Annotated in this window: 21 protein-coding genes, 4 tRNA genes and 2 pseudogenes; 14 read left to right on the forward strand and 13 right to left on the reverse strand. The window is 56.6% G+C overall.

Annotation, left to right across the window (positions count from 1 at the left end; genetic code table 11):
• Positions 1 to 25 precede the first annotated feature (25 nt).
• The 7 genes and pseudogenes from clpB to AC07O1_RS02890 all read left to right on the forward strand — a co-directional run bounded on the left by clpB (position 26) and on the right by AC07O1_RS02890 (position 5090).
• Positions 26 to 2590 (forward strand): ATP-dependent chaperone ClpB, encoded by a 2565-nt coding sequence (gene clpB / locus AC07O1_RS02860; RefSeq protein WP_495087849.1) that lies wholly within the window; start codon positions 26 to 28, stop codon positions 2588 to 2590.
• A 299-nt stretch (positions 2591 to 2889) separates the two neighbouring features.
• Positions 2890 to 2965: transfer RNA gene (locus AC07O1_RS02865), tRNA-Asn, on the forward strand.
• Between the two features lie 9 nt (positions 2966 to 2974).
• Positions 2975 to 3051 (forward strand) — tRNA-Pro (locus AC07O1_RS02870).
• 5 nt (positions 3052 to 3056) lie between these two features.
• Positions 3057 to 3132, forward strand: a tRNA-Lys gene (locus tag AC07O1_RS02875).
• A 94-nt stretch (positions 3133 to 3226) separates the two neighbouring features.
• Positions 3227 to 3303 (forward strand) — tRNA-Pro (locus AC07O1_RS02880).
• 161 nt (positions 3304 to 3464) lie between these two features.
• Positions 3465 to 4235 (forward strand): annotated as a pseudogene (locus tag AC07O1_RS02885) (MCP four helix bundle domain-containing protein); the annotation flags it as partial.
• Complete coding sequence (locus AC07O1_RS02890; RefSeq protein ID WP_495087890.1) at positions 4227 to 5090, forward strand: methyl-accepting chemotaxis protein; 864 nt, start codon at positions 4227 to 4229, stop codon at positions 5088 to 5090. The pseudogene AC07O1_RS02885 and the gene AC07O1_RS02890, both read left to right, overlap by 9 nt.
• A gap of 120 nt (positions 5091 to 5210) precedes the next feature.
• Here the strand turns inward: AC07O1_RS02890 and AC07O1_RS02895 are convergent, their stop codons facing one another.
• The 4 genes and pseudogenes from AC07O1_RS02895 to AC07O1_RS02910 all read right to left on the reverse strand — a co-directional run bounded on the left by AC07O1_RS02895 (position 5211) and on the right by AC07O1_RS02910 (position 7579).
• On the reverse strand, positions 5211 to 6509 hold the full coding sequence (locus tag AC07O1_RS02895) for an NAD(P)/FAD-dependent oxidoreductase (protein WP_494995643.1): 1299 nt from the start codon (positions 6507 to 6509) through the stop codon (positions 5211 to 5213).
• A gap of 60 nt (positions 6510 to 6569) precedes the next feature.
• The gene (locus AC07O1_RS02900) at positions 6570 to 6743 is read right to left on the reverse strand and encodes a DUF3094 family protein (RefSeq protein WP_494995644.1); all 174 of its coding nucleotides are present in this window, start codon (positions 6741 to 6743) and stop codon (positions 6570 to 6572) included.
• Between the two features lie 66 nt (positions 6744 to 6809).
• Positions 6810 to 6932 (reverse strand): annotated as a pseudogene (locus tag AC07O1_RS02905) (MOSC domain-containing protein); the annotation flags it as partial.
• Between the two features lie 20 nt (positions 6933 to 6952).
• Positions 6953 to 7579 carry a DUF1780 domain-containing protein gene (locus AC07O1_RS02910; protein ID WP_494995645.1) on the reverse strand — a complete coding sequence of 209 codons (627 nt, stop codon included), beginning with the start codon at positions 7577 to 7579 and terminating at the stop codon, positions 6953 to 6955.
• A 228-nt stretch (positions 7580 to 7807) separates the two neighbouring features.
• On the opposite strand from AC07O1_RS02910, the gene AC07O1_RS02915 reads away from it, so the two are divergent.
• Positions 7808 to 8488 carry a class I SAM-dependent methyltransferase gene (locus tag AC07O1_RS02915; RefSeq protein WP_495087850.1) on the forward strand — a complete coding sequence of 227 codons (681 nt, stop codon included), beginning with the start codon at positions 7808 to 7810 and terminating at the stop codon, positions 8486 to 8488.
• 184 nt (positions 8489 to 8672) lie between these two features.
• Here AC07O1_RS02915 and AC07O1_RS02920 read toward each other — a convergent pair whose 3' ends face one another.
• Positions 8673 to 10040 carry a sensor histidine kinase gene (locus AC07O1_RS02920; RefSeq protein ID WP_495011324.1) on the reverse strand — a complete coding sequence of 456 codons (1368 nt, stop codon included), beginning with the start codon at positions 10038 to 10040 and terminating at the stop codon, positions 8673 to 8675.
• The gene (locus AC07O1_RS02925; protein WP_494995693.1) at positions 10018 to 10710 is read right to left on the reverse strand and encodes a response regulator transcription factor; all 693 of its coding nucleotides are present in this window, start codon (positions 10708 to 10710) and stop codon (positions 10018 to 10020) included. The genes AC07O1_RS02920 and AC07O1_RS02925 overlap by 23 nt, the downstream gene beginning before the upstream one ends.
• Before the next feature lie 148 nt (positions 10711 to 10858).
• Here AC07O1_RS02925 and AC07O1_RS02930 point away from each other — a divergent pair, with 148 nt between their 5' ends.
• On the forward strand, positions 10859 to 11566 hold the full coding sequence (locus AC07O1_RS02930; protein ID WP_494995648.1) for a response regulator transcription factor: 708 nt from the start codon (positions 10859 to 10861) through the stop codon (positions 11564 to 11566).
• A 54-nt stretch (positions 11567 to 11620) separates the two neighbouring features.
• Here the strand turns inward: AC07O1_RS02930 and dmeF are convergent, their stop codons facing one another.
• Together dmeF and AC07O1_RS02940 are read right to left on the reverse strand one after the other, a co-directional pair.
• Positions 11621 to 12541, reverse strand: coding sequence for a CDF family Co(II)/Ni(II) efflux transporter DmeF (gene dmeF / locus AC07O1_RS02935; RefSeq protein WP_494995649.1), 921 nt, complete (start codon positions 12539 to 12541; stop codon positions 11621 to 11623).
• 11 nt (positions 12542 to 12552) lie between these two features.
• Positions 12553 to 12828 carry a metal/formaldehyde-sensitive transcriptional repressor gene (locus tag AC07O1_RS02940; RefSeq protein ID WP_494995650.1) on the reverse strand — a complete coding sequence of 92 codons (276 nt, stop codon included), beginning with the start codon at positions 12826 to 12828 and terminating at the stop codon, positions 12553 to 12555.
• Positions 12829 to 13086: 258 nt separating this feature from the next.
• Between AC07O1_RS02940 and AC07O1_RS02945 the strand changes: the two genes are divergently transcribed.
• Positions 13087 to 14289, forward strand: a complete 1203-nt coding sequence (locus AC07O1_RS02945) for an MFS transporter (protein WP_495087851.1) — start codon at positions 13087 to 13089, stop codon at positions 14287 to 14289.
• Between the two features lie 247 nt (positions 14290 to 14536).
• Here AC07O1_RS02945 and AC07O1_RS02950 read toward each other — a convergent pair whose 3' ends face one another.
• The gene (locus tag AC07O1_RS02950) at positions 14537 to 14740 is read right to left on the reverse strand and encodes a co-regulatory protein PtrA N-terminal domain-containing protein (RefSeq protein WP_494995652.1); all 204 of its coding nucleotides are present in this window, start codon (positions 14738 to 14740) and stop codon (positions 14537 to 14539) included.
• Between the two features lie 357 nt (positions 14741 to 15097).
• Here AC07O1_RS02950 and AC07O1_RS02955 point away from each other — a divergent pair, with 357 nt between their 5' ends.
• Positions 15098 to 15787, forward strand: coding sequence for an energy-coupling factor ABC transporter permease (locus AC07O1_RS02955; protein ID WP_495087852.1), 690 nt, complete (start codon positions 15098 to 15100; stop codon positions 15785 to 15787).
• Between the two features lie 72 nt (positions 15788 to 15859).
• Positions 15860 to 16075, forward strand: a complete 216-nt coding sequence (locus tag AC07O1_RS02960; RefSeq protein ID WP_494995654.1) for a hypothetical protein — start codon at positions 15860 to 15862, stop codon at positions 16073 to 16075.
• An 8-nt stretch (positions 16076 to 16083) separates the two neighbouring features.
• Here AC07O1_RS02960 and yacG read toward each other — a convergent pair whose 3' ends face one another.
• From yacG to AC07O1_RS02980, 4 genes are read right to left on the reverse strand one after another with little or no spacing between them, the layout of a single operon-like run.
• Positions 16084 to 16287, reverse strand: coding sequence for a DNA gyrase inhibitor YacG (gene yacG / locus AC07O1_RS02965; protein ID WP_495087853.1), 204 nt, complete (start codon positions 16285 to 16287; stop codon positions 16084 to 16086).
• Positions 16284 to 16907: a dephospho-CoA kinase gene (gene coaE, locus AC07O1_RS02970; RefSeq protein ID WP_494995656.1), complete on the reverse strand. Its 624-nt coding sequence runs from the start codon at positions 16905 to 16907 to the stop codon at positions 16284 to 16286. The genes yacG and coaE overlap by 4 nt, the downstream gene beginning before the upstream one ends.
• On the reverse strand, positions 16904 to 17776 hold the full coding sequence (locus tag AC07O1_RS02975; RefSeq protein WP_495087854.1) for a prepilin peptidase: 873 nt from the start codon (positions 17774 to 17776) through the stop codon (positions 16904 to 16906). Before AC07O1_RS02975 ends, coaE begins: the two co-directional genes overlap by 4 nt.
• Positions 17777 to 17778: 2 nt before the next feature.
• A complete protein-coding gene (locus tag AC07O1_RS02980) occupies positions 17779 to 18996 on the reverse strand; it encodes a type II secretion system F family protein (RefSeq protein ID WP_495087855.1) in 1218 nt (405 codons plus the stop codon).
• Between the two features lie 277 nt (positions 18997 to 19273).
• Between AC07O1_RS02980 and AC07O1_RS02985 the strand changes: the two genes are divergently transcribed.
• Both AC07O1_RS02985 and AC07O1_RS02990 read left to right on the forward strand, forming a co-directional pair.
• Entirely contained in the window at positions 19274 to 19690 is a 417-nt protein-coding gene (locus AC07O1_RS02985) for a pilin (protein WP_495011327.1), read from the forward strand.
• Positions 19691 to 20061: 371 nt separating this feature from the next.
• Entirely contained in the window at positions 20062 to 20418 is a 357-nt protein-coding gene (locus AC07O1_RS02990) for a BON domain-containing protein (protein ID WP_495087856.1), read from the forward strand.
• The last annotated feature ends 40 nt before the right edge of the window (positions 20419 to 20458 follow it).

Here is a 20458-nt window from a genome sequence, read left to right on the forward strand (position 1 = left end):
GCCTGCCCAACTAGGAAGGTGACTCATGCGTATAGACCGTTTAACCAGCAAATTACAGTTAGCCTTATCCGATGCCCAATCTCTGGCAGTCGGCCTCGATCATCCGGGCATTGAACCTGCGCACCTGATGCACGCGCTGCTTGAACAGCAGGGTGGCTCGATCAAGCCGTTGCTGATGCAAGTGGGCTTTGACGTCAACAGTCTGCGCAAAGAGTTGAGCAAAGAGCTCGACCATCTACCAAAAATCCAGAACCCTACCGGCGACGTCAACATGTCGCAGGATCTGGCGCGCCTGCTCAATCAGGCGGATCGCCTGGCGCAGCAAAAAGGCGACCAATTCATTTCCAGCGAGCTGGTGTTGCTCGCGGCAATGGACGAGAACAGCAAGCTCGGCAAGTTGCTGCTCGGCCAAGGCGTCAGCAAGAAAGCACTGGAGAATGCGATCAACAATCTGCGTGGCGGCGAAGCGGTCAATGACGCCAACGTTGAGGAATCGCGCCAGGCCCTGGACAAATACACAATCGACCTGACCAAGCGCGCCGAAGAAGGCAAGCTTGACCCGGTGATCGGCCGTGACGACGAAATTCGCCGGACCATTCAGGTGCTGCAACGGCGTACCAAGAACAACCCGGTCTTGATTGGTGAGCCAGGCGTGGGTAAAACCGCCATCGCCGAGGGCCTGGCCCAGCGGATCATCAACGGCGAAGTGCCTGATGGCCTAAAAGGCAAGCGCCTGCTGTCGTTGGATATGGGTTCGCTGATCGCGGGTGCCAAGTACCGTGGTGAGTTCGAAGAGCGCCTGAAGTCGTTGCTCAACGAGCTGTCGAAGCAGGAAGGGCAGATCATCCTGTTCATCGACGAGCTGCACACCATGGTGGGCGCTGGTAAGGGCGAAGGCTCGATGGATGCAGGCAATATGCTCAAGCCGGCGCTGGCGCGAGGCGAGTTGCATTGCGTTGGCGCGACTACTCTCAATGAATACCGTCAATACATAGAGAAGGACGCTGCGCTCGAGCGGCGCTTCCAGAAAGTATTGGTAGACGAACCGAGCGAAGAAGACACCATTGCAATCCTGCGCGGTTTGAAGGAGCGTTACGAAGTCCACCACAAGGTGGCGATCACCGACGGCGCAATCATCGCCGCGGCCAAGCTGAGTCATCGTTACATCACCGATCGCCAGCTGCCGGACAAGGCCATCGACCTGATCGACGAAGCGGCCAGCCGTATACGTATGGAGATCGACTCCAAGCCAGAAGTGCTCGATCGCCTGGAGCGCCGTTTGATTCAGCTTAAGGTTGAATCCCAGGCGCTGAAGAAGGAAGACGACGAAGCCGCGATCAAACGCCTGGAGAAGTTGCAGGGGGAAATTGTCCGGCTGGAGCGTGAGTATTCGGATCTGGAAGAAATCTGGACCTCGGAAAAAGCCGAGGTGCACGGCTCGGCGCAGATTCAGCAGAAAATCGAGCAATCCCGTCAGGAGCTGGAAGCTGCCCGTCGCAAAGGTGATCTCAACCGTATGGCCGAGCTGCAATACGGGGTGATCCCGGACCTGGAGCGCAGCCTGCAGATGGTCGATCAGCACGGCAAAAGCGAAAATCAGTTGCTGCGCAACAAAGTGACCGAAGAAGAGATCGCTGAAGTCGTTTCGAAGTGGACCGGTATTCCGGTATCGAAAATGCTCGAAGGTGAGCGCGACAAGCTATTGAAGATGGAAAGCTTGTTGCACCAGCGCGTTATCGGTCAGGACGAGGCCGTGGTGGCGGTAGCCAACGCGGTGCGGCGTTCTCGTGCCGGGTTGTCCGATCCGAACCGTCCAAGTGGCTCGTTTATGTTCCTGGGCCCTACCGGTGTGGGTAAAACCGAGCTGTGCAAGGCACTGGCCGAATTCCTTTTCGATACCGAAGAGGCGATGGTGCGCATCGATATGTCCGAGTTCATGGAGAAACACTCTGTGGCGCGGCTGATTGGTGCCCCTCCGGGCTACGTAGGCTATGAGGAGGGCGGTTACCTGACTGAGGCGGTGCGTCGCAAACCCTATTCGGTGATCCTCCTGGACGAGGTCGAGAAGGCCCACCCGGACGTGTTCAACGTGCTGCTGCAAGTACTGGAAGATGGCCGGTTGACTGACAGCCACGGGCGGACCGTGGATTTTCGCAATACGGTGATCGTGATGACCTCCAACCTGGGCTCGGTGCAGATTCAGGAGCTGGTGGGTGATCGTGAAGCGCAGCGGGCTGCGGTGATGGATGCGGTGTCTACCCACTTCCGTCCGGAGTTCATCAACCGGATCGATGAAGTCGTGATCTTCGAGCCTTTGGCCCGGGATCAGATTGCTGGCATCACCGAAATCCAGCTGGGCCGTCTGCGTAGCCGTCTGGCTGAGCGTGAGCTGAAACTGGAGCTCAACAGCGAGGCGCTGGATAAGCTGATCGCGGTGGGTTACGACCCGGTATACGGCGCACGACCGCTCAAACGAGCGATTCAGCGCTGGATCGAGAACCCGTTGGCGCAGTTGATCCTTTCGGGGCGGTTTATGCCTGGGGCCAGCATAAAGGGGACTGTGGAGAACGACGAGATCGTTTTCGTCTGATCATCCGCTACGCTGCTATAGAAGAGGCCTCGCACTGCGAGGCCTTTTTTTTCGATAGGGCGTTGAACTGTAAGGCAAAGGCTTGTAAAGTGCGCCCCGCAGTATGTCAGCCCAGTGGTTTCTTCTCCCCAAGGAGAAATCTGAAAAAAGTCGCAAATCATTGTCTTAAAAGCATTTTAAAGGGTTGACAGGGGTTTTTAAGATTGTAGAATAGCGCGCCTCAGACACACGAACGCAGCGATGCGAACATGTAGAAGAGAGTGAAGTAAGCAGCAAATGTTGTAATTGAAATATGTAGTTCCGTGATAGCTCAGTCGGTAGAGCAAATGACTGTTAATCATTGGGTCCCAGGTTCGAGTCCTGGTCACGGAGCCAATTTCAAGCCGGGGTATAGCGCAGTCCGGTAGCGCGCCTGCTTTGGGAGCAGGATGTCAGGAGTTCGAATCCCCTTACCCCGACCATTTTTGGGTCGTTAGCTCAGTTGGTAGAGCAGTTGGCTTTTAACCAATTGGTCGTAGGTTCGAATCCCACACGACCCACCATTTTTGAAACCAGCTAATGCTGGAATCGAATCTTAAGATCAGAGGCCAAAAGCGCTGATCGAGGAAGGCACCTTTCAAAGGTGCCTTTTTTTACCGGGGTATAGCGCAGTCCGGTAGCGCGCCTGCTTTGGGAGCAGGATGTCAGGAGTTCGAATCCCCTTACCCCGACCATATTAAAAATCCTCGTATCGAAAGATACGGGGATTTTTTTTGGCTGTTGAAAAATCTCCGTCGCCTTCAGTCATCGTACAACTTGCCGATAACGAGTTGACGGGGGACTGCCGCAGTAACGCCCCTTTACTCAAGCCACGACAAGAAAAAGGGCGCTCGTTATGTTGCTTCGTCAGTTGAATATCGCTCCTCGCGCAGCGTTGGGATTTGCCCTTATTGCAGGGCTGGTCGCCTTGCTCGGTGTGTTCGCACTGGGACAGATGTCGAGTATTCGCGACAGTGAGGTCGCGGTAGAGAACCAATGGCTGCCGAGCATTCGTGGCGGCGACGAGATCCGCGAGATCATGTTGCGCATCCGTACCATTTCCCTGCGCATGGCCCTGGATCCGGATCTGAAGAACATTGCGCAGTACCGCAGCCAGATGGACACCCGCGACAAGGAGCTGAGCGACAAGATCGCCGCCTACGATAAGCTGGTCACCACCGCCGAAGGCAAAGGGTTGTATGAGCAGTTCAAAAAAAACTTCCTGGCCTATCGTTCGGGCATCGCCCAGTCCTTCGTCCTGGCCGAGCAAGGTCGGCGTGACGAGCTGACCAAGCTGCTGCTGGTCGACATGAAAACCGTGGTCGACGGTTCCGGCAAGCAACTCAATGACCTGGCAGAACTGTTCGCCAAACAGGTCGCCACTGAAAGCCAGAACTCCGCAGCGCATTACGAAACCTCGCGCCTGATTGTCAGCTTGTTCATCGGTCTGGCCGCTCTGGCCACCGTCGGACTCGCCATGTTGCTGACCCGCAGCATCGTGCGCCCTCTGACCGAAGCCCTGAATGCAGCCGAAAACGTGGCGAGGGGCGACCTGACCCGGCCCATCGAAACCCATGGCAACGACGAAGTCAGCCGTTTGCTCAAGGCGCTGGCGACCATGCAGCAGAACCTGCGGGAAACCCTGCAAGGCATCAGCAGGTCGGCCACGCAATTGACCACGGCGGCGGATGAGTTGAACGCGGTGACCCTCGACAGCACTCAGGGACTGCAACAGCAGAACAACGAGATCGAACAGGCGGCGACCGCAGTCAACGAAATGACCACCGCCGTGGAAGAAGTCGCGCGCAATGCGGTGTCGACTTCCGATGCGACTCGCCAGTCCAGTGAGTCGGCGCATCTGGGCCAGGAGCGGGTCAGCGAAACCGCCAGTGCCATCAGCGCCTTGGCCAGCGATGTGCAGCACACCGGTGAACTGGTGCAGTCGCTGGTCAACCAATCACAGGACATTGGCAAGGTGCTGGATGTGATTCGCGCCATTGCCGAGCAAACCAACCTGTTGGCGCTAAATGCCGCGATCGAAGCCGCACGTGCGGGGGAGAGCGGGCGAGGTTTTGCGGTGGTGGCCGATGAAGTGCGCGCGCTGGCGCATCGCACACAGCAATCGACTCAGGAAATCGAGCAGATGGTGCAGGGCATGCGCAACGGGTCGAGCCTGGCACTCGAGTCCATGCAGGCCAGTGCCTCCCGTGCCGCCAGTACGCGGGTACTGGCCGAGCGGGCAGGCGAAGCCCTGCAAACCATCACAGCGTCGGTGCATGAAATTCACGAGCGCAATCTGGTGATCGCCAGTGCCGCCGAAGAACAGGCGCAAGTGGCGCGGGAAGTGGATCGCAATCTGGTGAACATCCGTGATTTGTCGATGCGTTCTGCGGCGGGTGCGGATCAGACCAGTGCTTCCAGCCATGAACTGTCGCAGCTGGCCAACGCGTTGCAGGGCATGGTACGGCGCTTTCAGGTGTAAATTTGAGCGATAAAAAAATGTGGGAGCGAGCTTGCTCGCGATAGCGGACTGCCAGTTAACACAAGTGTTGACTGACCTACCGCCATCGCGAGCAAGCTCGCTCCCACCTTATTGGCTTTATCAGTGCAGCTTCAGACGCGGTTCAGTGCCGCGACCAATCTTGCTGCCCAGCATCAGCATTGCCGTGCGGAACGGACCGTACAGCGCCACCTGGTGCATGCGGTATAGCGACACGTAGAACATCCGTGCCAGCCAGCCTTCGAGCATGACGGTGCCGGTCAGGTTGCCCATCAGGTTACCCACAGCCGAAAAGCGCGACAGCGAGATCAGCGAGCCGTAGTCGGTGTACTTGTACTCCGGTAGCGGCTTGCCTTCGATCCGCAGCTTCAGCGACTTGGCCAGCAACGACGCTTGCTGGTGCGCAGCCTGCGCCCGTGGCGGAACGTTGCGGTCTGTGCCCGGTTGCGGGCAGGCCGCACAGTCGCCGAAGGCGAAGATGTTTTCGTCGCGGGTGGTTTGCAGGGTCGGCAGTACTTGCAGCTGGTTGATCCGGTTGGTTTCCAGGCCGTCGATATCCTTGAGGAAACCCGGCGCGCGAATCCCGGCGGCCCAGACTTTCAGGCTGGCCTTGATCTCCTGGCCACTGCTGGTGATCAACGTATCGGCAGTCACCTCGCTGACCGCCGCGTTGGTCAGTACGGTGACGCCGAGTTTCTCCAGGGTTTTATGCACCGGGCCGCCAATCCGTTCCGGCAGCGCTGGCAGCACTCGAGGGCCGGCTTCGATCAGGGTGATGTACATGTTTTCCGGAAGAATGCGGTCCAGACCGTAGGCCGCCAGTTCATGGGCCGCGTTGTGCAGTTCGGCCGCCAACTCGACACCGGTAGCACCGGCACCGACGATGGCCACGCTGATTTGCTGGACTGTATCGGATTGACCGGCATGGGCGCGCAGGTAGTGGTTGAGCAATTGTTGATGGAAGCGTTCGGCCTGTTTTCGGGTGTCCAGGAACAGGCAATGTTGCGCTGCGCCTTGAGTACCGAAATCGTTGGTGGTGCTGCCGACGGAGATCACCAGCGAGTCGTAACCCACCTCGCGGGCCGGCACCAGTTCCAGGCCGTTTTCGTCGTAGGTAGCGGCCAGCTGGATTTTCTTCTGTGCCCGATCGAGCCCGCTCATGCGCCCTAGCTGGAACTCGAAGTGGTTCCATTTTGCCTGGGCGACATAGTTGAGTTCGTCTTCGGAAGAGTTCAGGGAGCCGGCGGCCACTTCGTGCAGCAGCGGTTTCCAGATGTGGGTCAGGTTCGCGTCGACCAGCATTACACTGGCCGTACCACGCTTGCCCAGAGTCTTACCCAGACGGGTAGCCAACTCCAGACCGCCGGCGCCGCCGCCAACGATGACAATACGATGAGTCATGGGGATATCTCGCAAGGCTAAAAGAAATCGGTGCAGTTACCCGAGCGAGCGCGAGGCAGCTCATAGCGTCAGGTAACTCACAAGTCGGCTCAACAGGCCCAGGCCAATAGTCACTGCCAGTACCACCACCAGGAGCATCCACGGCCGGAATGGCCGGCGCTCGACTCGGTTCTGGGGCAGTTGCAGGTACTCTTCGACGTGCTGCTGGTCGTCGGGTTTCAGGCGGCTGGTCATATCGGGCCTCGTCAGGTAGACGTTGCTAAATGTGTTGAAGCTACAACGCGGAGCCATGTTGCCAAGCTATCCGGCATTGAAGGGAGCATAGCCGCTCGCAGTCAGGGGGTCGACGCGCACGCTGTCGTCCAGGCGAATGATTGCGCTTTGTAACACTGGCGCAGTGATTGCGCCATGCCCTCGCTCGGCGATCAGCTCCTGCTGCGGGCTCACAGGCTGATACCGACATCGAAAACGATGCTGCGTCCCAGGTTGTTGCGCAGGAAGTCGGGGGCGTCGGGGTGGGCAAACAGCACGCGGGCAAAGGTCGGACCGACCAGCGACAGTGAACGCCAGCCCTGGCGCAGGTATTCGGTCGGCGGCGGGAAGTGGCTGTTGAGGTCGAGCACTTCACGTTTGAGGCTGGCGAAGGCGATGATGTCCAGCTCGCCCAGCTCCATGCCGCGTTCTTTGTAGTTATGGGCTTTTTTACGCAGGGTCGGCGCCAGTCGCAGCAGGAACTCGTTGGCAGGAATGCGCCGGGGTTTGGCTTCGCGGCGCACCAGCTGGCTCAGGGAAAACGCACTGCGTCGGCGTTGCAGTTCGTCGCGCCATTCATCGTTCAGTCGTCGTCCTTCATCGAGCACGAAGAACACCTCGAAACTGGCGTCACGAAACAGCACGTCCGGCGGCTCTCCGGCGGGAGCGAATTCGTCGGCACGATAGGGGATATTCAAGCCTTGCAGCAGGCGCTGGCAGACCCAACGCTCACGCTCCCATTTGCGGGCATTGGACAGAAACGCGTTGGCTTGTTCGGCCGCGATGGTGAGCAGGCGCAAATAATCTGAGTCATCCATATGCCAAGCTTAGCGTCCAAATGTGGTCCGAAGGAATAAAGTCTGTCGGGCACTTGCTGCCTGGCTTCGCCGCGTTTTTGAAAAGCCGGGTACCTGGCACGACCCGCTCGAGCAGTGTCGTGAAGGAGGTGCCTGAAAACAGAGGGTGAACAAGTTTTTCACAATGTATGGACCTCCTGGAGACCTTTAAATGCTTAGCCTTCGGTTCATGAGTGGCCGGAGGGCATTATGAGCAGCCCAATCAAGCTTAAGCTTTTTGAAAAAAACGTCCTGGAACATGCGCAACATTACTTGTTGGCGTATCAGGCCGGGCTTGCTCGCAGGTTGTCGCACTGGCGGGATGAACAACTGGCTCGCAAGGCATTGGCGCTGGCTGGCGAACCCGGGCTCGTTCTTGATCTTCCTTGTGGCACCGGAAGATTTTGGTCATTGCTTGCGCAGAAACAGAACAGGATCATCATTGGAGCGGACAACTCGGGTGAAATGATTCAGGCCGCTTACGCCTCTCAACCTGCACACATTGCAAAGCGCGTGCGGACGTTACAAGCATCCGCAGTTGATATCGATTTGCCCGACAATTCGGTCGATTGTATTTTCAGCATGCGTTTATTACACCACGTCGGCGAACCGCAACATCGATTGGGCATGCTTACCGAGTTTTATCGAGTTACCCGGGATGCGGTAATTATTTCCTTGTGGGTAGACGGTAACTTCAAATCCTGGCGGCGCAAGCACCATGAGCAGCGGCGGCGCGCCAGAGGAGATGGACTGGAACATCAGAACCGACTCGTTATTCCTAAGGCGGTAGCGGAGGCTGAGTTCATAAAGGCGGGGTTTCGAATTCAGGAACGACTGGATTTCATCCCGCTGTACTCCATGTGGCGAGTCTATGTCTTGCGCAAGATCTAAGGCTTCTACAGCGGGTGTTAAAGTGATCGGTGGTCAAGTGCAGGGCGGCACTGAACATAGCCAGGCATGTGCGCCGTGTAGGGTGGCGATCTGGAGGGATACCCAATAACGCACGATGAGCATGGCTAATCGTGCTAATGGTTTAGCCAGTACATATAACGCCGTTTCTATCGATGTCGATCGCTCAAGCTGACAGTGCTTTTCCTATCAGATCAATCCGGCAACCCGGTTGTGCATCATGAACTTTGAGCGACATGTCATGTAATCGCGCAATTGCCGAAACCATACTTAAACCCAGTCCATTTCCTACCGTGTGGCGGCTGGACTCTGAGCGATAAAGGCGTCGGAACACGGCCTCTCGCTCGGCTTCTGGTATGCCTGGACCATTGTCGCTAACGCTTAGCCCGCTACGGGTCTCATCGGCAATAATATTGACGCGAACATGACCGTCAGGCGCAGAGAACTTGATGGCGTTATCGAGTAAGTTGCAGGCCGCATCGAATAATAGCTGAGGGTCACCCGACAGGTTGGCGGGCACTGAGCTGGGAATGAATTCCAGGGTCATGCCACGCTCTTCAGCCAGAGGCTCGAAAAGCTCGGTGGCATCGGCGCCAATCCTGTTGAGATCGACCTGGGTAAAGTTGCTACGACGGGCACTGCCTTCGATTTCCGATATACGCAGCAGGGCGCGGAAGGTTTGCATCAAGCCCTTCGCTTCCGCAATGGCGGAATCGATGGCGCTGGCATATTCCTCTTGGCTCAGGTTGCGTCGCTGTGCACGCTCCAGTCCAGCGATCAGGCGGGTAAGCGGTGTGCGTAAATCATGGGCTATATCATCGCAGACACCTTTTACTTCACTCATCAATCGTTCAAGCGCATCAAGCATGCCGTTCACCACACTGGCGATACGATCGATGTCGTCGCGGTTGCCACGCGTGGGAAGACGCCGGCTTAGATCGCCTTCGACAATTTTCTTTATGGACCGACTGAGCGCATCCAGGCGTCGCCGGGCGGAATAACCCAGCGCAATGGCACCGAGCAGGCCTACTACCAATAACAGTGCTCCCCCGGAGATCAGGGCCTTGATCAATAGTTCGTCGAACTCACGGATGTCGTGGATGTCCTGGCCTATCAGCAAGGTTGTGCCATCTTCCAGGTGATGGGCAATAAAGCGCACAGGCCGGTCGTGGCCTTTGACTTTATCCCAGACAAATTCAGTGGGTTTGTCATAGTCGCGCAATCGAGGTAAGGACTGTAACGCTCCAGCGATGGGCTTGCCTTGGGTATTGAACAATGTGTAAGGGAGTCGCCCGTCCGGATCCTGCTCGGTATGTTTGAGGATTTCCTGCTGGCGCAAGACGGGCGTCTGCTGGCTGCGGTTATCCATCTCGTGATACAGGGCGGTGTCCACTTCGGATATGAGATACCCAGTGGTTTGCCAGTAAATATAACCAAACAAGGCCAAAAACGAGCACCCGAACAGCGCCAGAAACATCAGTGCGGTGCGGAAGCTGATGGTGCGTGGAATTTCACTCAGGTGAACGGAGAACATAGCCGGCCCCGCGAATGGTTTGGAGCATGGGTGCTTCGCCATCGCTATCAATCTTGCGGCGCAGGCGACCAATATGGACTTCGATGACGTTGGTACGTTCGTCGTAGCTGTAGTTCCACACCGCCTCGAACAACATCGTGCGGGTCACAACTTGTCCTGCGTGCTGCGCCAGGTATTCAAGCAAGGCGTATTCACGGGGCAGCAAATCAATTTGCCGTTCTCCACGCCGTACTGAGCGGCGCAGCAGGTCAAGGTCAAGATTGCCAACGCGCAGACGGTTCTCGCGGTCCTGACCCGGTTGCAGGACGCGTCGTCGGCTCAGTGCATCCAGACGGGCGGTCAACTCGATGAACTCGAAGGGTTTGGTCAGATAGTCGTCACCCCCTGCGCGAAGGCCTTTGACCCGATCATCCAGTGCGCTTAAGGCGCTCAGAATCAGTACTGGCGTGGAAATGCCCGAGGCGCGTAAAGCGGTGAGCATGCCCAAGCCATCCAGAGCGCCAGGTAGCATGCGGTCCAGGATGATAATGTCGAATGTATCGCTGATTGCTTGCAGCAAACCGTCTCGGCCATTGTCGACCAGTGTCACGTCGAAGCCGTGATCCTGGAGGGCTGCTTCTATCTCGCGAGAGGTGACGGGGTCATCCTCAACAACCAATACATGGGTCATAAGCGTTAAGCGCAACTCCGTAGTTGATGTTTGCAGGTCGTGGCACTGGCTCTCGACCGGGTTGATGGCATAGTGTGCCAAATCGACATAGACGCAAAGGTCGCGGCAACATGAAAGAAAGTTTAGCTGCGCAGGCGCGGAGGTCTGCATGCGCATCCTGGTGATTGAAGACGATGCTCGTGCGGCAAGCTATCTGGTACGCGGATTGAGTGAGAGCGGGCATATCGTTGATGCGGCCGAAGATGGCCCAACCGGTTTGGCCTTGGCGCTGGAAGGTATCTACGATGCATTGATTATCGATAGACGTCTGCCGGGTATGGACGGCTTGGCGGTGGTCCGGGAGTTGCGCCGCCAACACATTGCCATGCCGGTGCTGATGCTCAGTGCGCTGGCCTCGACTCAACAGCGAGTCGAAGGCTTGCAGGCTGGCTGCGACGATTATCTCGCTAAACCTTATGCTTTTGTCGAAGTCCTGGCTCGGCTGGATGCCTTGCTACGTACTCGCGATCAGCAACCAGGGCCTGCGCGCAGTCTAAGGGTCGGTGACCTGTACCTCGACTGTGCTGTGCGCCAGGCAACGCGTCAGGGACGAACCATTGCTCTGGCCTATCGTGAAACCTTGATCCTGGAAAAACTCATGCGTCACAGCGGTGAAGTCGTGTCCCGCATGATGTTGCTTGAGAGCGCCTGGGACTATGAGTTTGATCCCAATGACAACGTCATCGATAAACATATCTATCGCTTGCGTCGCAAGCTGGACGAAGGGTTTGATCACTCTCTGATCATTACAATTGCAGGCGTGGGTTACCGGCTCGACGCAGGTGACGATGCATCCGGCAACGAAGCGGTTGATTAACACGCGGGTTATTCAGGATTGGAATGCCACTGGGTAGCCCGGTGGCATGATGCTCTAGAAGCTACGGTATTCCACGGTCAGGTGAGTCACCTCATGAACCGCTGCCAGTCGCTCTCGAATAATGTCTGCGTTGATAGCCGGGCTCGCCAGGACGCTTACAATCGCGGCCCGAGCCTGCGGGCCCACACGCCATACATGCAGATCGGTAATTTTGGCATCATCAGAGCCATCAAGGATGTCGCGAATTTCCTGAGCGACGTGATCATCTGTTTTATCGAGCAGGACCCCTGCGGTATCGCGCATCAGCGTCCAGGCCCAACGCGCAATCACCAGCGCACCGACAATGCCCATTGCTGGATCAAGCCAGACCCAGCCCAGGTATCGACCGGCCAACAAGGCCGCGATGGCAAGGATAGACGTCAGCGCATCAGCAAGAACATGGACGTAGGCAGACCGCAGGTTGTTGTCCTGGCCATGGGCGCCGTGGCTATGGTCGTGTGCATGATCATGGTGGTGGTCATGGCTACCGGACAGGAGAAGAGCGCTGACGATATTGACGATGAGACCGACAATGGCAATAAGCGTCGCCGTACCGAATTGGACGTTGGCAGGTTCGAATAAACGCAGCACTGATTCGACACCAATCCCGACGGATACCAGGCCTAGTACAAGCGCTGAGGCAAATCCCCCCAAGTCACCTACTTTTCCCGTACCGAAGCTATAGGTAGAACTTGAAGCATGCCGCTTGGCATAACCATAAGCCGCCGCTGCAATACCCAGAGCACCGGCATGCGTGGCCATATGAAAGCCGTCCGCAAGCAACGCCATCGACCCGGTCAGATAGCCCGCGGTAATTTCCCCAATCATCATGACGACCGTCAGCGCGACGACCCAGAGGGTGCGCTTGGCGTTCTCATCATGTGACGCACCGAGAAATACATGGTCATGGGTGTAACTCATCTGTGGATCAACCATCTCAACACCCCCTATTTTGAATACCGGCGTATGGCTTCAAGTAATTCCTCGACGCCTTTTGCCCTTTCTTCATCGCTTAACTGCGGGTTTGCAACGTGCTCATGGGCATGAGCCTCAATGATTTCGTCCATCAGCCCATTGATGGCACCCCGTGTTGCAGCCACCAGATGCAGGGTTTTCGCGCAGTCATCGTCAGAGTCCAGTGCGCGTTCGACTGCCTGGATCTGCCCGGCGATTCGCTTGACGCGCTTGAGAAGCTCGTCTTTGCCGGCCATTACATGAGACATACCATACCCCCCCTACCTATATATGGCGGCGATGGTCACAGAAAGGCGGGGGCAGCACAACTCCTTTCGTCCTCTCAAAAACGTTGCGGTAGTGGCGCGATAGCTGGGGAGCAGGCCTACTGTTAGTCAGTGTTCAACGGATCGTCTTGCCGCCGACATTGAGCCACGTCGAAACGTTTAAGCTGTGGTATGGGTAAATGTCGTGCAGGATTTCAGTGATAGTGAAAGGAATCGGGCTAATCACCTGGGGGAAAAGAGATGGGCGAACTTGCAAGTAGCTCGACCCGAGCCATTCCGCGCACGATCTGGGCGTTGGGATTCGTCAGCCTGTTCATGGATCTGTCGTCGGAGCTGGTGCATAGCCTCTTACCCGTATTTTTGGTGGGTACGCTGGGCATCAGTGTGATGGCTATTGGACTCATCGAAGGGGTGGCGGAGGCTACAGCACTGGTCGTTAAAGTCTTTTCTGGAGCAATCAGCGACTTCATTGGCCGCAGGAAAGAATTGTTGCTCTTGGGTTACGGTCTTGCGGCGCTTACAAAACCGCTGTTTCCGCTGGCCGCCTCTGCGGAACTGGTCTTCACCGCCCGAATCCTCGACCGGATTGGTAAAGGCATCCGCGGTGCGCCGCGTGATGCGTTAGTCGCAGATGTGGCCCCACCTGCCATTCGAGGTGCGTGCTTTGGGTTACGTCAGTCGATGGATACCGTGGGCGCCTTTTTAGGCCCCATTCTGGCCATTTTTCTGATGGCCTGGTTTGCCGACGATATTTCCCTGGTGCTGTGGTTTGCAGTGATTCCCGCAGTACTGGCAGTCATGCTGCTTTTTTTCGGGATTGATGAGCCGGAGCATGAAGCCGTACCGCGGCATTTCCGCTCGCCCATACAAATGAGGTCATTGAGGCAGTTCTCAAAAAACTATTGGTGGGTTGTGGGCATAGGTGCGGCATTCACCCTTGCGCGTTTCAGTGAAGCTTTCCTGATCTTGCGTGCCCAGCAATTAGGGTTCTCTGCTACCTGGGTTCCTCTGGTCATGGTGGTGATGGCGGGGTTTTATATGCTGTCGGCCTATCCGGTTGGAAAATGGTCAGACAGTATCAGCCGCACGGCGTTACTCAGCGTCGGTCTGGTGCTGCTGATTCTTGCAGATGTGGTGTTGGCTTATGCCGGGTCCGTCAGCATGGTTCTACTCGGTGTCGCCTTATGGGGGCTGCACATGGGCTTCAGTCAAGGCATTCTGGCGACACTGGTAGCGGACACGACACCTCCCAATCTTAAAGGCACAGCCTTTGGACTGTTCAATCTGGTCAGCGGGATTGCTTTGCTGTTGGCCAGCGTCATCGCCGGCGGACTCTGGCAGGTATACGGCGCCGCGGTAGCTTTCTACGCGGGGGCGGCATTTTCAGCAGCAGCGCTGATTCTACTGCTTATCCAACAACGCAGTGACGGGGCCAGGAGTTAAAGATAGCCAGCCTGGTTTTCGGTGGCTAGCTGGTGTTTGCGGTAATCGCCAGGACTCTCGGAGTACCCCGCAGTCCCGGCCTGAGGCGATATTTCATCGCCTCTTCCTCGCCGAATCCCACTGCCACAAGGCGAGTCAGCGATTCGGTTAAAGCATCGTTTGCGCAGTTGCCCGTCTGTATCCCATGACACCCCAGGCGTATGGCGATTAACGCGGCTGCCCAGTCGACTTGACCGGTAAAGCACTGTCAGTTTGAGCGTTCGACATCGCTGGAAGCGGCTTTCTGAGTGCTCGCTACAGCCTTGGCATGTTCAGACGTCTGGTAGTGCGCCATCGAGGCATCTCGCGCAGCATCCATCCGGGCCATTACCCGGTCGCTGCCACCTGCGGCCATCGCAGCCACAGACGCGCCCATCAGGGTAACGATCAACAACGCTTTAAGGGTTTTCATGGGGGATCTCCAATACTCGGGTTCTGCCAGCAAGAATGTTTGTTGGCTTAAGCTTTAGGCTTGAGCTCATCCTAGTGGCGCCCGTATTTCAGCCCGTTCCCCGCCACATGAATTTTTTGACAGGTTCGCCATATCTGACTTTTTCAGCTGTTCCCCACGTCAAAAGAGCAAACGGCGGTTGAAGCCGCAGGCCGCGTCGTACGTATAGGTGCACTCAAGTATGGAGTGATCGTAAAGTGGGGTGTCTGTCAGATCCTCATGACTCATCAAGGAGTATCGGGTGCGGTTTTTGTCAGTTCAGCAGGGCAGCTACGCCGGCGCCGCGCTATTGCGTGATGCTTTGCCGCGAGCCCGGCCATGATCAGCGCCGGGCTACTTTCGCCGCAAACCCTTACTGTCGGCTGGTTGTTGTACGTGCCGGTGCTGGTCTGGGCGATTCTGCGCTCGCCGTGGGTCGAGCTGTTCACTGACAGCCGCCGTCAGCATTTGCTGTTTGGTACGGTGTTTGCGCTGTTCATGTTGTGGCTGGTGCGACGGGACTTCGATACTGGCGTGTCTTATCACGTTATCGGCATGACCGCAGTGACCTTGTTGCTGGACTGGCCATTGGCAATCGTCGGTGGCCTGATCGCGCAACTCGGGCTGGTCGCGTTGGGCCGTCAGGATCTGGCGGCGGTTGGGGTCAATGGCACTTTGTTGATCCTGCTGCCGGTGCTGGTCACCGAATGCTGTGCAATCCTGGTGGAGCGAGAGCAGCCGCGTAGTCCCTTTGTGTATATCTTTTGTTCCGGCTTTTTTGCGGCGGCACTCTCGGCGTTGTTGTGTCTGTTGCTGGCGCTCGGCTTGCTGTGGTTCGACGAGCGCTTCGCCATGCCCGAATGGCTGGAGGATTTTGTCGGCTATCTGTGGCTGATCATTTTCCCCGAGGCCTTTATCAACGGCATGGTGGTGAGTGCCCTGGTGGTGTTCTGCCCTGAGTGGCTGGAGACTTTCAATCGCACGCGCTACCTGTCGGCACCGTGGAAAGACGACGGGCCACGGGAGTAAGAACCTTGATCCGGATCAAGGACTCAAATCACGGCTCCCGGCATGCTCTGGAAAATCTTCAGGAGCACGGTCATGAGTGTCTACGAATGGGCAAGGCAGGAACTGCGCAGGAGTCTGGATACGGCGCAAGAAGTGGGCTTTGATCCGGGGTTGAGTCTGCGCGCCTTGCTCAGTGCGGTGGTGCAGCAGAGCAAGGGCATACGCAGTGTCGAGGATCTGGCGGATGAGTTGCAGTTTCTGGCCGAGAACCTCGACGAGGGGCAGGATTACGGTTTTATGCGGCCGTGATTTTCTAATTAGTGCGTACGAGGATCGAAGTCCTCGGAGAACATCTCGTCTTCGGCATCCGGGCTGACCGGGATCTTGTGTTCTTCGGCGGCCCAGGCACCCAGGTCGATCAGTTTGCAGCGGTCCGAGCAGAACGGCCGGTTGGGATTGGTTGCGTTCCATTCCACAGGGGCACCGCAGGTTGGGCATTCGACGGTCAGGGTTTGGCTCATGACTGGCCTCCACGCAAAGTAAGATAAAAGTGATGCAGGCGTTCGACCTCGCTGTGCAGCCAGTTTAGATCGCGGTCATTGACCAGTACATCGTCGGCATGGCGCAAGCGTTCTTCACGGCTGGCCTGGACTTTGAGAATCGCCTGGACCTGTTGCTCGCTGGTCTGGTCGCGCAGTAGGGTTCGCTCGATTTGCAGTTGCTCTGGCGCATCGATCACCAGGACACGTTGAGCCAGCGCGTACTGTCCGGATTCGACCAATAGCGGCGACACCAGAATCGCGTAAGGCGACTGGGCCTTGGCCAAATGACTGGCGATCTCCTGACCGATCAGTGGGTGCAACAGGGATTCGAGCCAGCGCCGCTCTTCAGGAACTTCGAAAATCAGCCTGCGCAACGCCGCACGATCCAGTTGACCATCCGCTTGCAGCACGCCCGCACCGAAGTGCTCGGCGATTTTCGCCAGTGCCGGACGCCCCGGCTCGACAACCCAACGGGCGGCATGATCGGCATCGACCAGATGCACACCGAGGTCAATGAAGTGCTGGGCCGCGGCACTTTTGCCGCTGCCGATCCCGCCGGTCAGGCCAAGAATCCAGGGTTTGATAACAGAGGTAGTCATTTGAAACCGACAGACTGCAAGTAGGAGTCGGTTATTTGACCACCCCAGAGCAACGTAATCCAGCCGGCAATTGCCAGATAAGGGCCGAAAGGAATTGGCGTCGAAGTTTGCGCGTTACGCACGCGCAGCAAAATCAGGCCCAGAACGGCGCCGACCAAGGATGACAGCAGAATCGTCAGCGGCAGAATTTGCCAGCCGCCCCAGGCACCGAGCATCGCCAGGAGCTTGAAGTCACCAAAGCCCATACCGTCCTTGCCAGTGAGCAGCTTGAACAGCCAATACACCGACCACAGGCTCATGTAGCCGGCCACCGCGCCCCACAAGGCGTCGTGCAAGGACACGAACAGGCCGAAGCTGTTGACGATCAATCCCAGCCAAAGTATCGGTAGAACCAAGGTATCTGGCAGCAGTTGATGGTCGGCATCGATCAAGCTCATCGCCAGCAAGCCCCAGCTCAAGATCAATACCAGCCCCGCCTGCCAGCCAAAACCGAAATGCCAGGCGACGAAGGCAGAAAGCAGTCCGCAGGCCAGTTCGGTGACCGGGTAGCGTTTGCTGATAGGGACCTTGCACTTCGCACAGCGGCCTCTCAATAGCAGATAGCTGAGGACGGGGATGTTTTCCCAGACCCGAATCGGGTGAGCGCAGTGCGGGCATTGAGAGTGGGGTAGCAGCAGGTTGTAGGTCGGGCCTGGCGCCTCTGGCGGTAAGCCCAACACATCATGGGCTTGCTCCCTCCATTCGCGTTCGAGCATTTTTGGCAGGCGCCAGACCAGCACGTTGAGGAAGCTGCCGATAATCAGTCCCAGGACCAGCACCGATACAACAAAGGCCAGCGGATAGTTGGCCAAAAAATCGTTCAAGGGCATATTCAGATCGCTGAGCCGAGTTGGAAGATGGGCAGGTACATGGCTACCACCAGACCGCCGACGATAACGCCAAGAGTCACCATGATGAACGGCTCCATCAGACTGGTCAGGTTATCGACCATATTGTCGACCTCACCCTCATAGTAAGTTGCGACCTTTTCCAGCATGTCGTCCAGTGCACCCGATTCTTCGCCAATGGCGGTCATCTGGATCGCCATGTTCGGGAAGACGCCGCAAGTGCGCATGGAGAAATTCAGCTGTATGCCGTTCGAGACATCCTGCCTGATGCGATTGACCGCATTCGTGAACACGATATTGCCTGTGACGCCAGCCACCGAATCCAGAGCTTGCACCAGTGGTACGCCGGCAGCAAAGGTGGTGGAGAGTGTGCGGGCATAACGAGCCACGGCTGATTTGTACATCAGCGTGCCCACCAGCGGCAGTTTCAGCAGGCTGACGTCCAGCCAGTCACGCAAGCGTTGTGAACGTTTGCGCGTATGCCGGAAACCAAATACCACAGCGACAATCCCGACCAGCACCAGTAGCCACCACTGCTGCATGAACTCCGAGAGGGCGATGACCATCAGGGTGAAGGCCGGGAGTTGCGCACCTAAACCTGAAAATACCGTCTGGAATTGCGGGACCACCTTGACCAGCAGAATGCCAGTCACAATGCTCGCGACGAAGATCACGGCCAGGGGGTAGGTCATGGCTTTCTTGATCCTGGCTTTGAGGGTTTCACTCTTTTCCTTGTAGGTTGCCACCCGCTCCAACAAGGTTTCCAGAGCTCCGGCCTGCTCACCGGCGTCCACCAGGTTGCAGTACAGGTCATCGAAATACTGCGGTTTTTTGCGCAGCGCCGCGGCAAAACTGTTGCCGGCCGCGACTTCCTGTTTCACCTCGCTCACCAATTTGCGCATGTTGGGGTTATCGAAACCTTCACCGATGATGTCGAAGGACTGCAGCAACGGTACTCCGGCTTTCATCATGGTCGCCATCTGACGGGTGAACAGAGCGATATCCACGGGTTTGATGCGTTTGCCGGCGTTAAAGATCGAGCCGTTTTTTTTTCGTACTTTACCCGGGCTAATGCCTTGCTTGCGTAACTGCGCCTTGATCAGCAGCGGATTATGGCCGCTCAGTTCGCCGGTCATTTTGGTGCCTTTTCTATCGGTACCTTCCCAAGCGTAAACACTGACTCTTACTGCTTTGACTGCCATCGTTCAGTCTCACCACTTTATCGATCCCGGCTCGCCCCACCGTGTTGGCAGGGTGTTGACCCGCAAGTCGATGGATTTGATTTATAGCGTAGTCGGTCAGATCAGCAAGCCAGCGGCAGGCGAGTGACAAAAAGTGTCATTTTGTGCAGTTTCCGGGGATAAGGGCGATGCGCCAGCAGCCTCGCGCACCTGCAGACAAAGGCCCAACGTGTTTGGCATGCACTGTGCGTTGACCTGTATAGGTCATCAGACTTCACTTAATGCCTGGAGCTCGTCTATGAATAGTCAAAAAGGGTTTACCTTGATCGAGCTGTTGATCGTGGTCGCGATCATCGGCATTTTGGCAACCTTTGCGTTGCCGCTTTATACGAAATATCAGGCGCGGGCCAAGAGTACGGCCGGTCTGGCAGAGATATCCGCGCTGAAAGTTTCATTTGAAGACATCATCAATCAGGGCACCGATCCGACATTAGCCTTGGTGGGCGGCACCGCTACTACGTCTAACTGCACAATGACCGCATCAGGTACCGCCTCGACGGGTGCAGGCACAATTGCTTGCACGATTCTGAATGCTCCGGGCCCTGTGCTGAGCAAAACCATCACTCTCACCCGCACACACGACGAGGGCTGGACCTGCTCTACCACTGTGGAGCCTGAGTACTCTCCAAAAGGTTGTGCTGCCAGCGGTACGTAGCGTTCTCGCAAGCCGGTAATACCAGTAAGAAGTGCCCCGGCTAGTGAAGTCAGGGCACTTCTTATGGGGAAAATCGAAGATGAACCGAGGGTGATCAGCGGCGTCGTTTCAGTCTATTCATAGCAGGTCAGATCAAACTGTAAATGGCCAGAAACTCAGGGTGTCAGGAACTTTTGTGATACTCGCAACTTGCATGCAGATTACATACAGGTCATGCAATCTGCACGATTCAGGAACTTTGCTTATATCCCAATACATTGATTTTAAAGTATTTATTTTCATCCTGGAGTTGGCACAACGCCTGCTATATCTCTGCTAGCCCTGTCGCCAAAGCACGGCGCAGGCTTTCTGGAAAAACAGGAGTTACTCGTATGAAGAGGTTCGCTATCGCTGCCGCTACGGCAACCGCTCTGACCCTGACCATGGCCAATGCTGCTTTTGCCCAGACCACTCAAACCGCCCAGTCGCCAATGCTTGTGGCTGCTGGTGAAATGGCCAAGGTCAAGGAAGTCACTTCTGACACCTGGATCACGACTAAAGTGAAAAGCGATCTGGTAACCGAGAAAGGTATTCCTGGCACTGACATCAAAGTTGAAACCAACAAAGGCGTGGTTTCTTTGTCCTCGACTGTTCTTGTAACCGACGCACAGAAAAAAATGGCAGTGGATATCACAAGGAAAATCAAAGGCGTGAAAGCCGTATCGGCTGACGGTCTGAAAGCCGAGTAGGGTTCAAGCTTCTCGCCTGGGCTGGGAGAAGGGGACGACA

The organism is Pseudomonas sp. GW821-FHT07G10, assembly GCF_059418545.1.

Bases quoted from the DNA above. Each gene is read 5' to 3' on its own strand.
- clpB (WP_495087849.1), top strand. From the start codon at position 26: ATGCGTATAGACCGTTTAACCAGCAAATTACAGTTAGCCTTATCCGAT.
- AC07O1_RS02890 (WP_495087890.1), top strand. From the start codon at position 4,227: ATGCAGCAGAACCTGCGGGAAACCCTGCAAGGCATCAGCAGGTCGGCC.
- AC07O1_RS02895 (WP_494995643.1), bottom strand. From the start codon at position 6,509: ATGACTCATCGTATTGTCATCGTTGGCGGCGGCGCCGGCGGTCTGGAG.
- AC07O1_RS02900 (WP_494995644.1), bottom strand. From the start codon at position 6,743: ATGACCAGCCGCCTGAAACCCGACGACCAGCAGCACGTCGAAGAGTAC.
- AC07O1_RS02910 (WP_494995645.1), bottom strand. From the start codon at position 7,579: ATGGATGACTCAGATTATTTGCGCCTGCTCACCATCGCGGCCGAACAA.
- AC07O1_RS02915 (WP_495087850.1), top strand. From the start codon at position 7,808: ATGAGCAGCCCAATCAAGCTTAAGCTTTTTGAAAAAAACGTCCTGGAA.
- AC07O1_RS02920 (WP_495011324.1), bottom strand. From the start codon at position 10,040: ATGTTCTCCGTTCACCTGAGTGAAATTCCACGCACCATCAGCTTCCGC.
- AC07O1_RS02925 (WP_494995693.1), bottom strand. From the start codon at position 10,710: ATGACCCATGTATTGGTTGTTGAGGATGACCCCGTCACCTCTCGCGAG.
- AC07O1_RS02930 (WP_494995648.1), top strand. From the start codon at position 10,859: ATGCGCATCCTGGTGATTGAAGACGATGCTCGTGCGGCAAGCTATCTG.
- dmeF (WP_494995649.1), bottom strand. From the start codon at position 12,541: ATGGTTGATCCACAGATGAGTTACACCCATGACCATGTATTTCTCGGT.
- AC07O1_RS02940 (WP_494995650.1), bottom strand. From the start codon at position 12,828: ATGTCTCATGTAATGGCCGGCAAAGACGAGCTTCTCAAGCGCGTCAAG.
- AC07O1_RS02945 (WP_495087851.1), top strand. From the start codon at position 13,087: ATGGGCGAACTTGCAAGTAGCTCGACCCGAGCCATTCCGCGCACGATC.
- AC07O1_RS02950 (WP_494995652.1), bottom strand. From the start codon at position 14,740: ATGAAAACCCTTAAAGCGTTGTTGATCGTTACCCTGATGGGCGCGTCT.
- AC07O1_RS02955 (WP_495087852.1), top strand. From the start codon at position 15,098: ATGATCAGCGCCGGGCTACTTTCGCCGCAAACCCTTACTGTCGGCTGG.
- AC07O1_RS02960 (WP_494995654.1), top strand. From the start codon at position 15,860: ATGAGTGTCTACGAATGGGCAAGGCAGGAACTGCGCAGGAGTCTGGAT.
- yacG (WP_495087853.1), bottom strand. From the start codon at position 16,287: ATGAGCCAAACCCTGACCGTCGAATGCCCAACCTGCGGTGCCCCTGTG.
- coaE (WP_494995656.1), bottom strand. From the start codon at position 16,907: ATGACTACCTCTGTTATCAAACCCTGGATTCTTGGCCTGACCGGCGGG.
- AC07O1_RS02975 (WP_495087854.1), bottom strand. From the start codon at position 17,776: ATGCCCTTGAACGATTTTTTGGCCAACTATCCGCTGGCCTTTGTTGTA.
- AC07O1_RS02980 (WP_495087855.1), bottom strand. From the start codon at position 18,996: ATGGCAGTCAAAGCAGTAAGAGTCAGTGTTTACGCTTGGGAAGGTACC.
- AC07O1_RS02985 (WP_495011327.1), top strand. From the start codon at position 19,274: ATGAATAGTCAAAAAGGGTTTACCTTGATCGAGCTGTTGATCGTGGTC.
- AC07O1_RS02990 (WP_495087856.1), top strand. From the start codon at position 20,062: ATGAAGAGGTTCGCTATCGCTGCCGCTACGGCAACCGCTCTGACCCTG.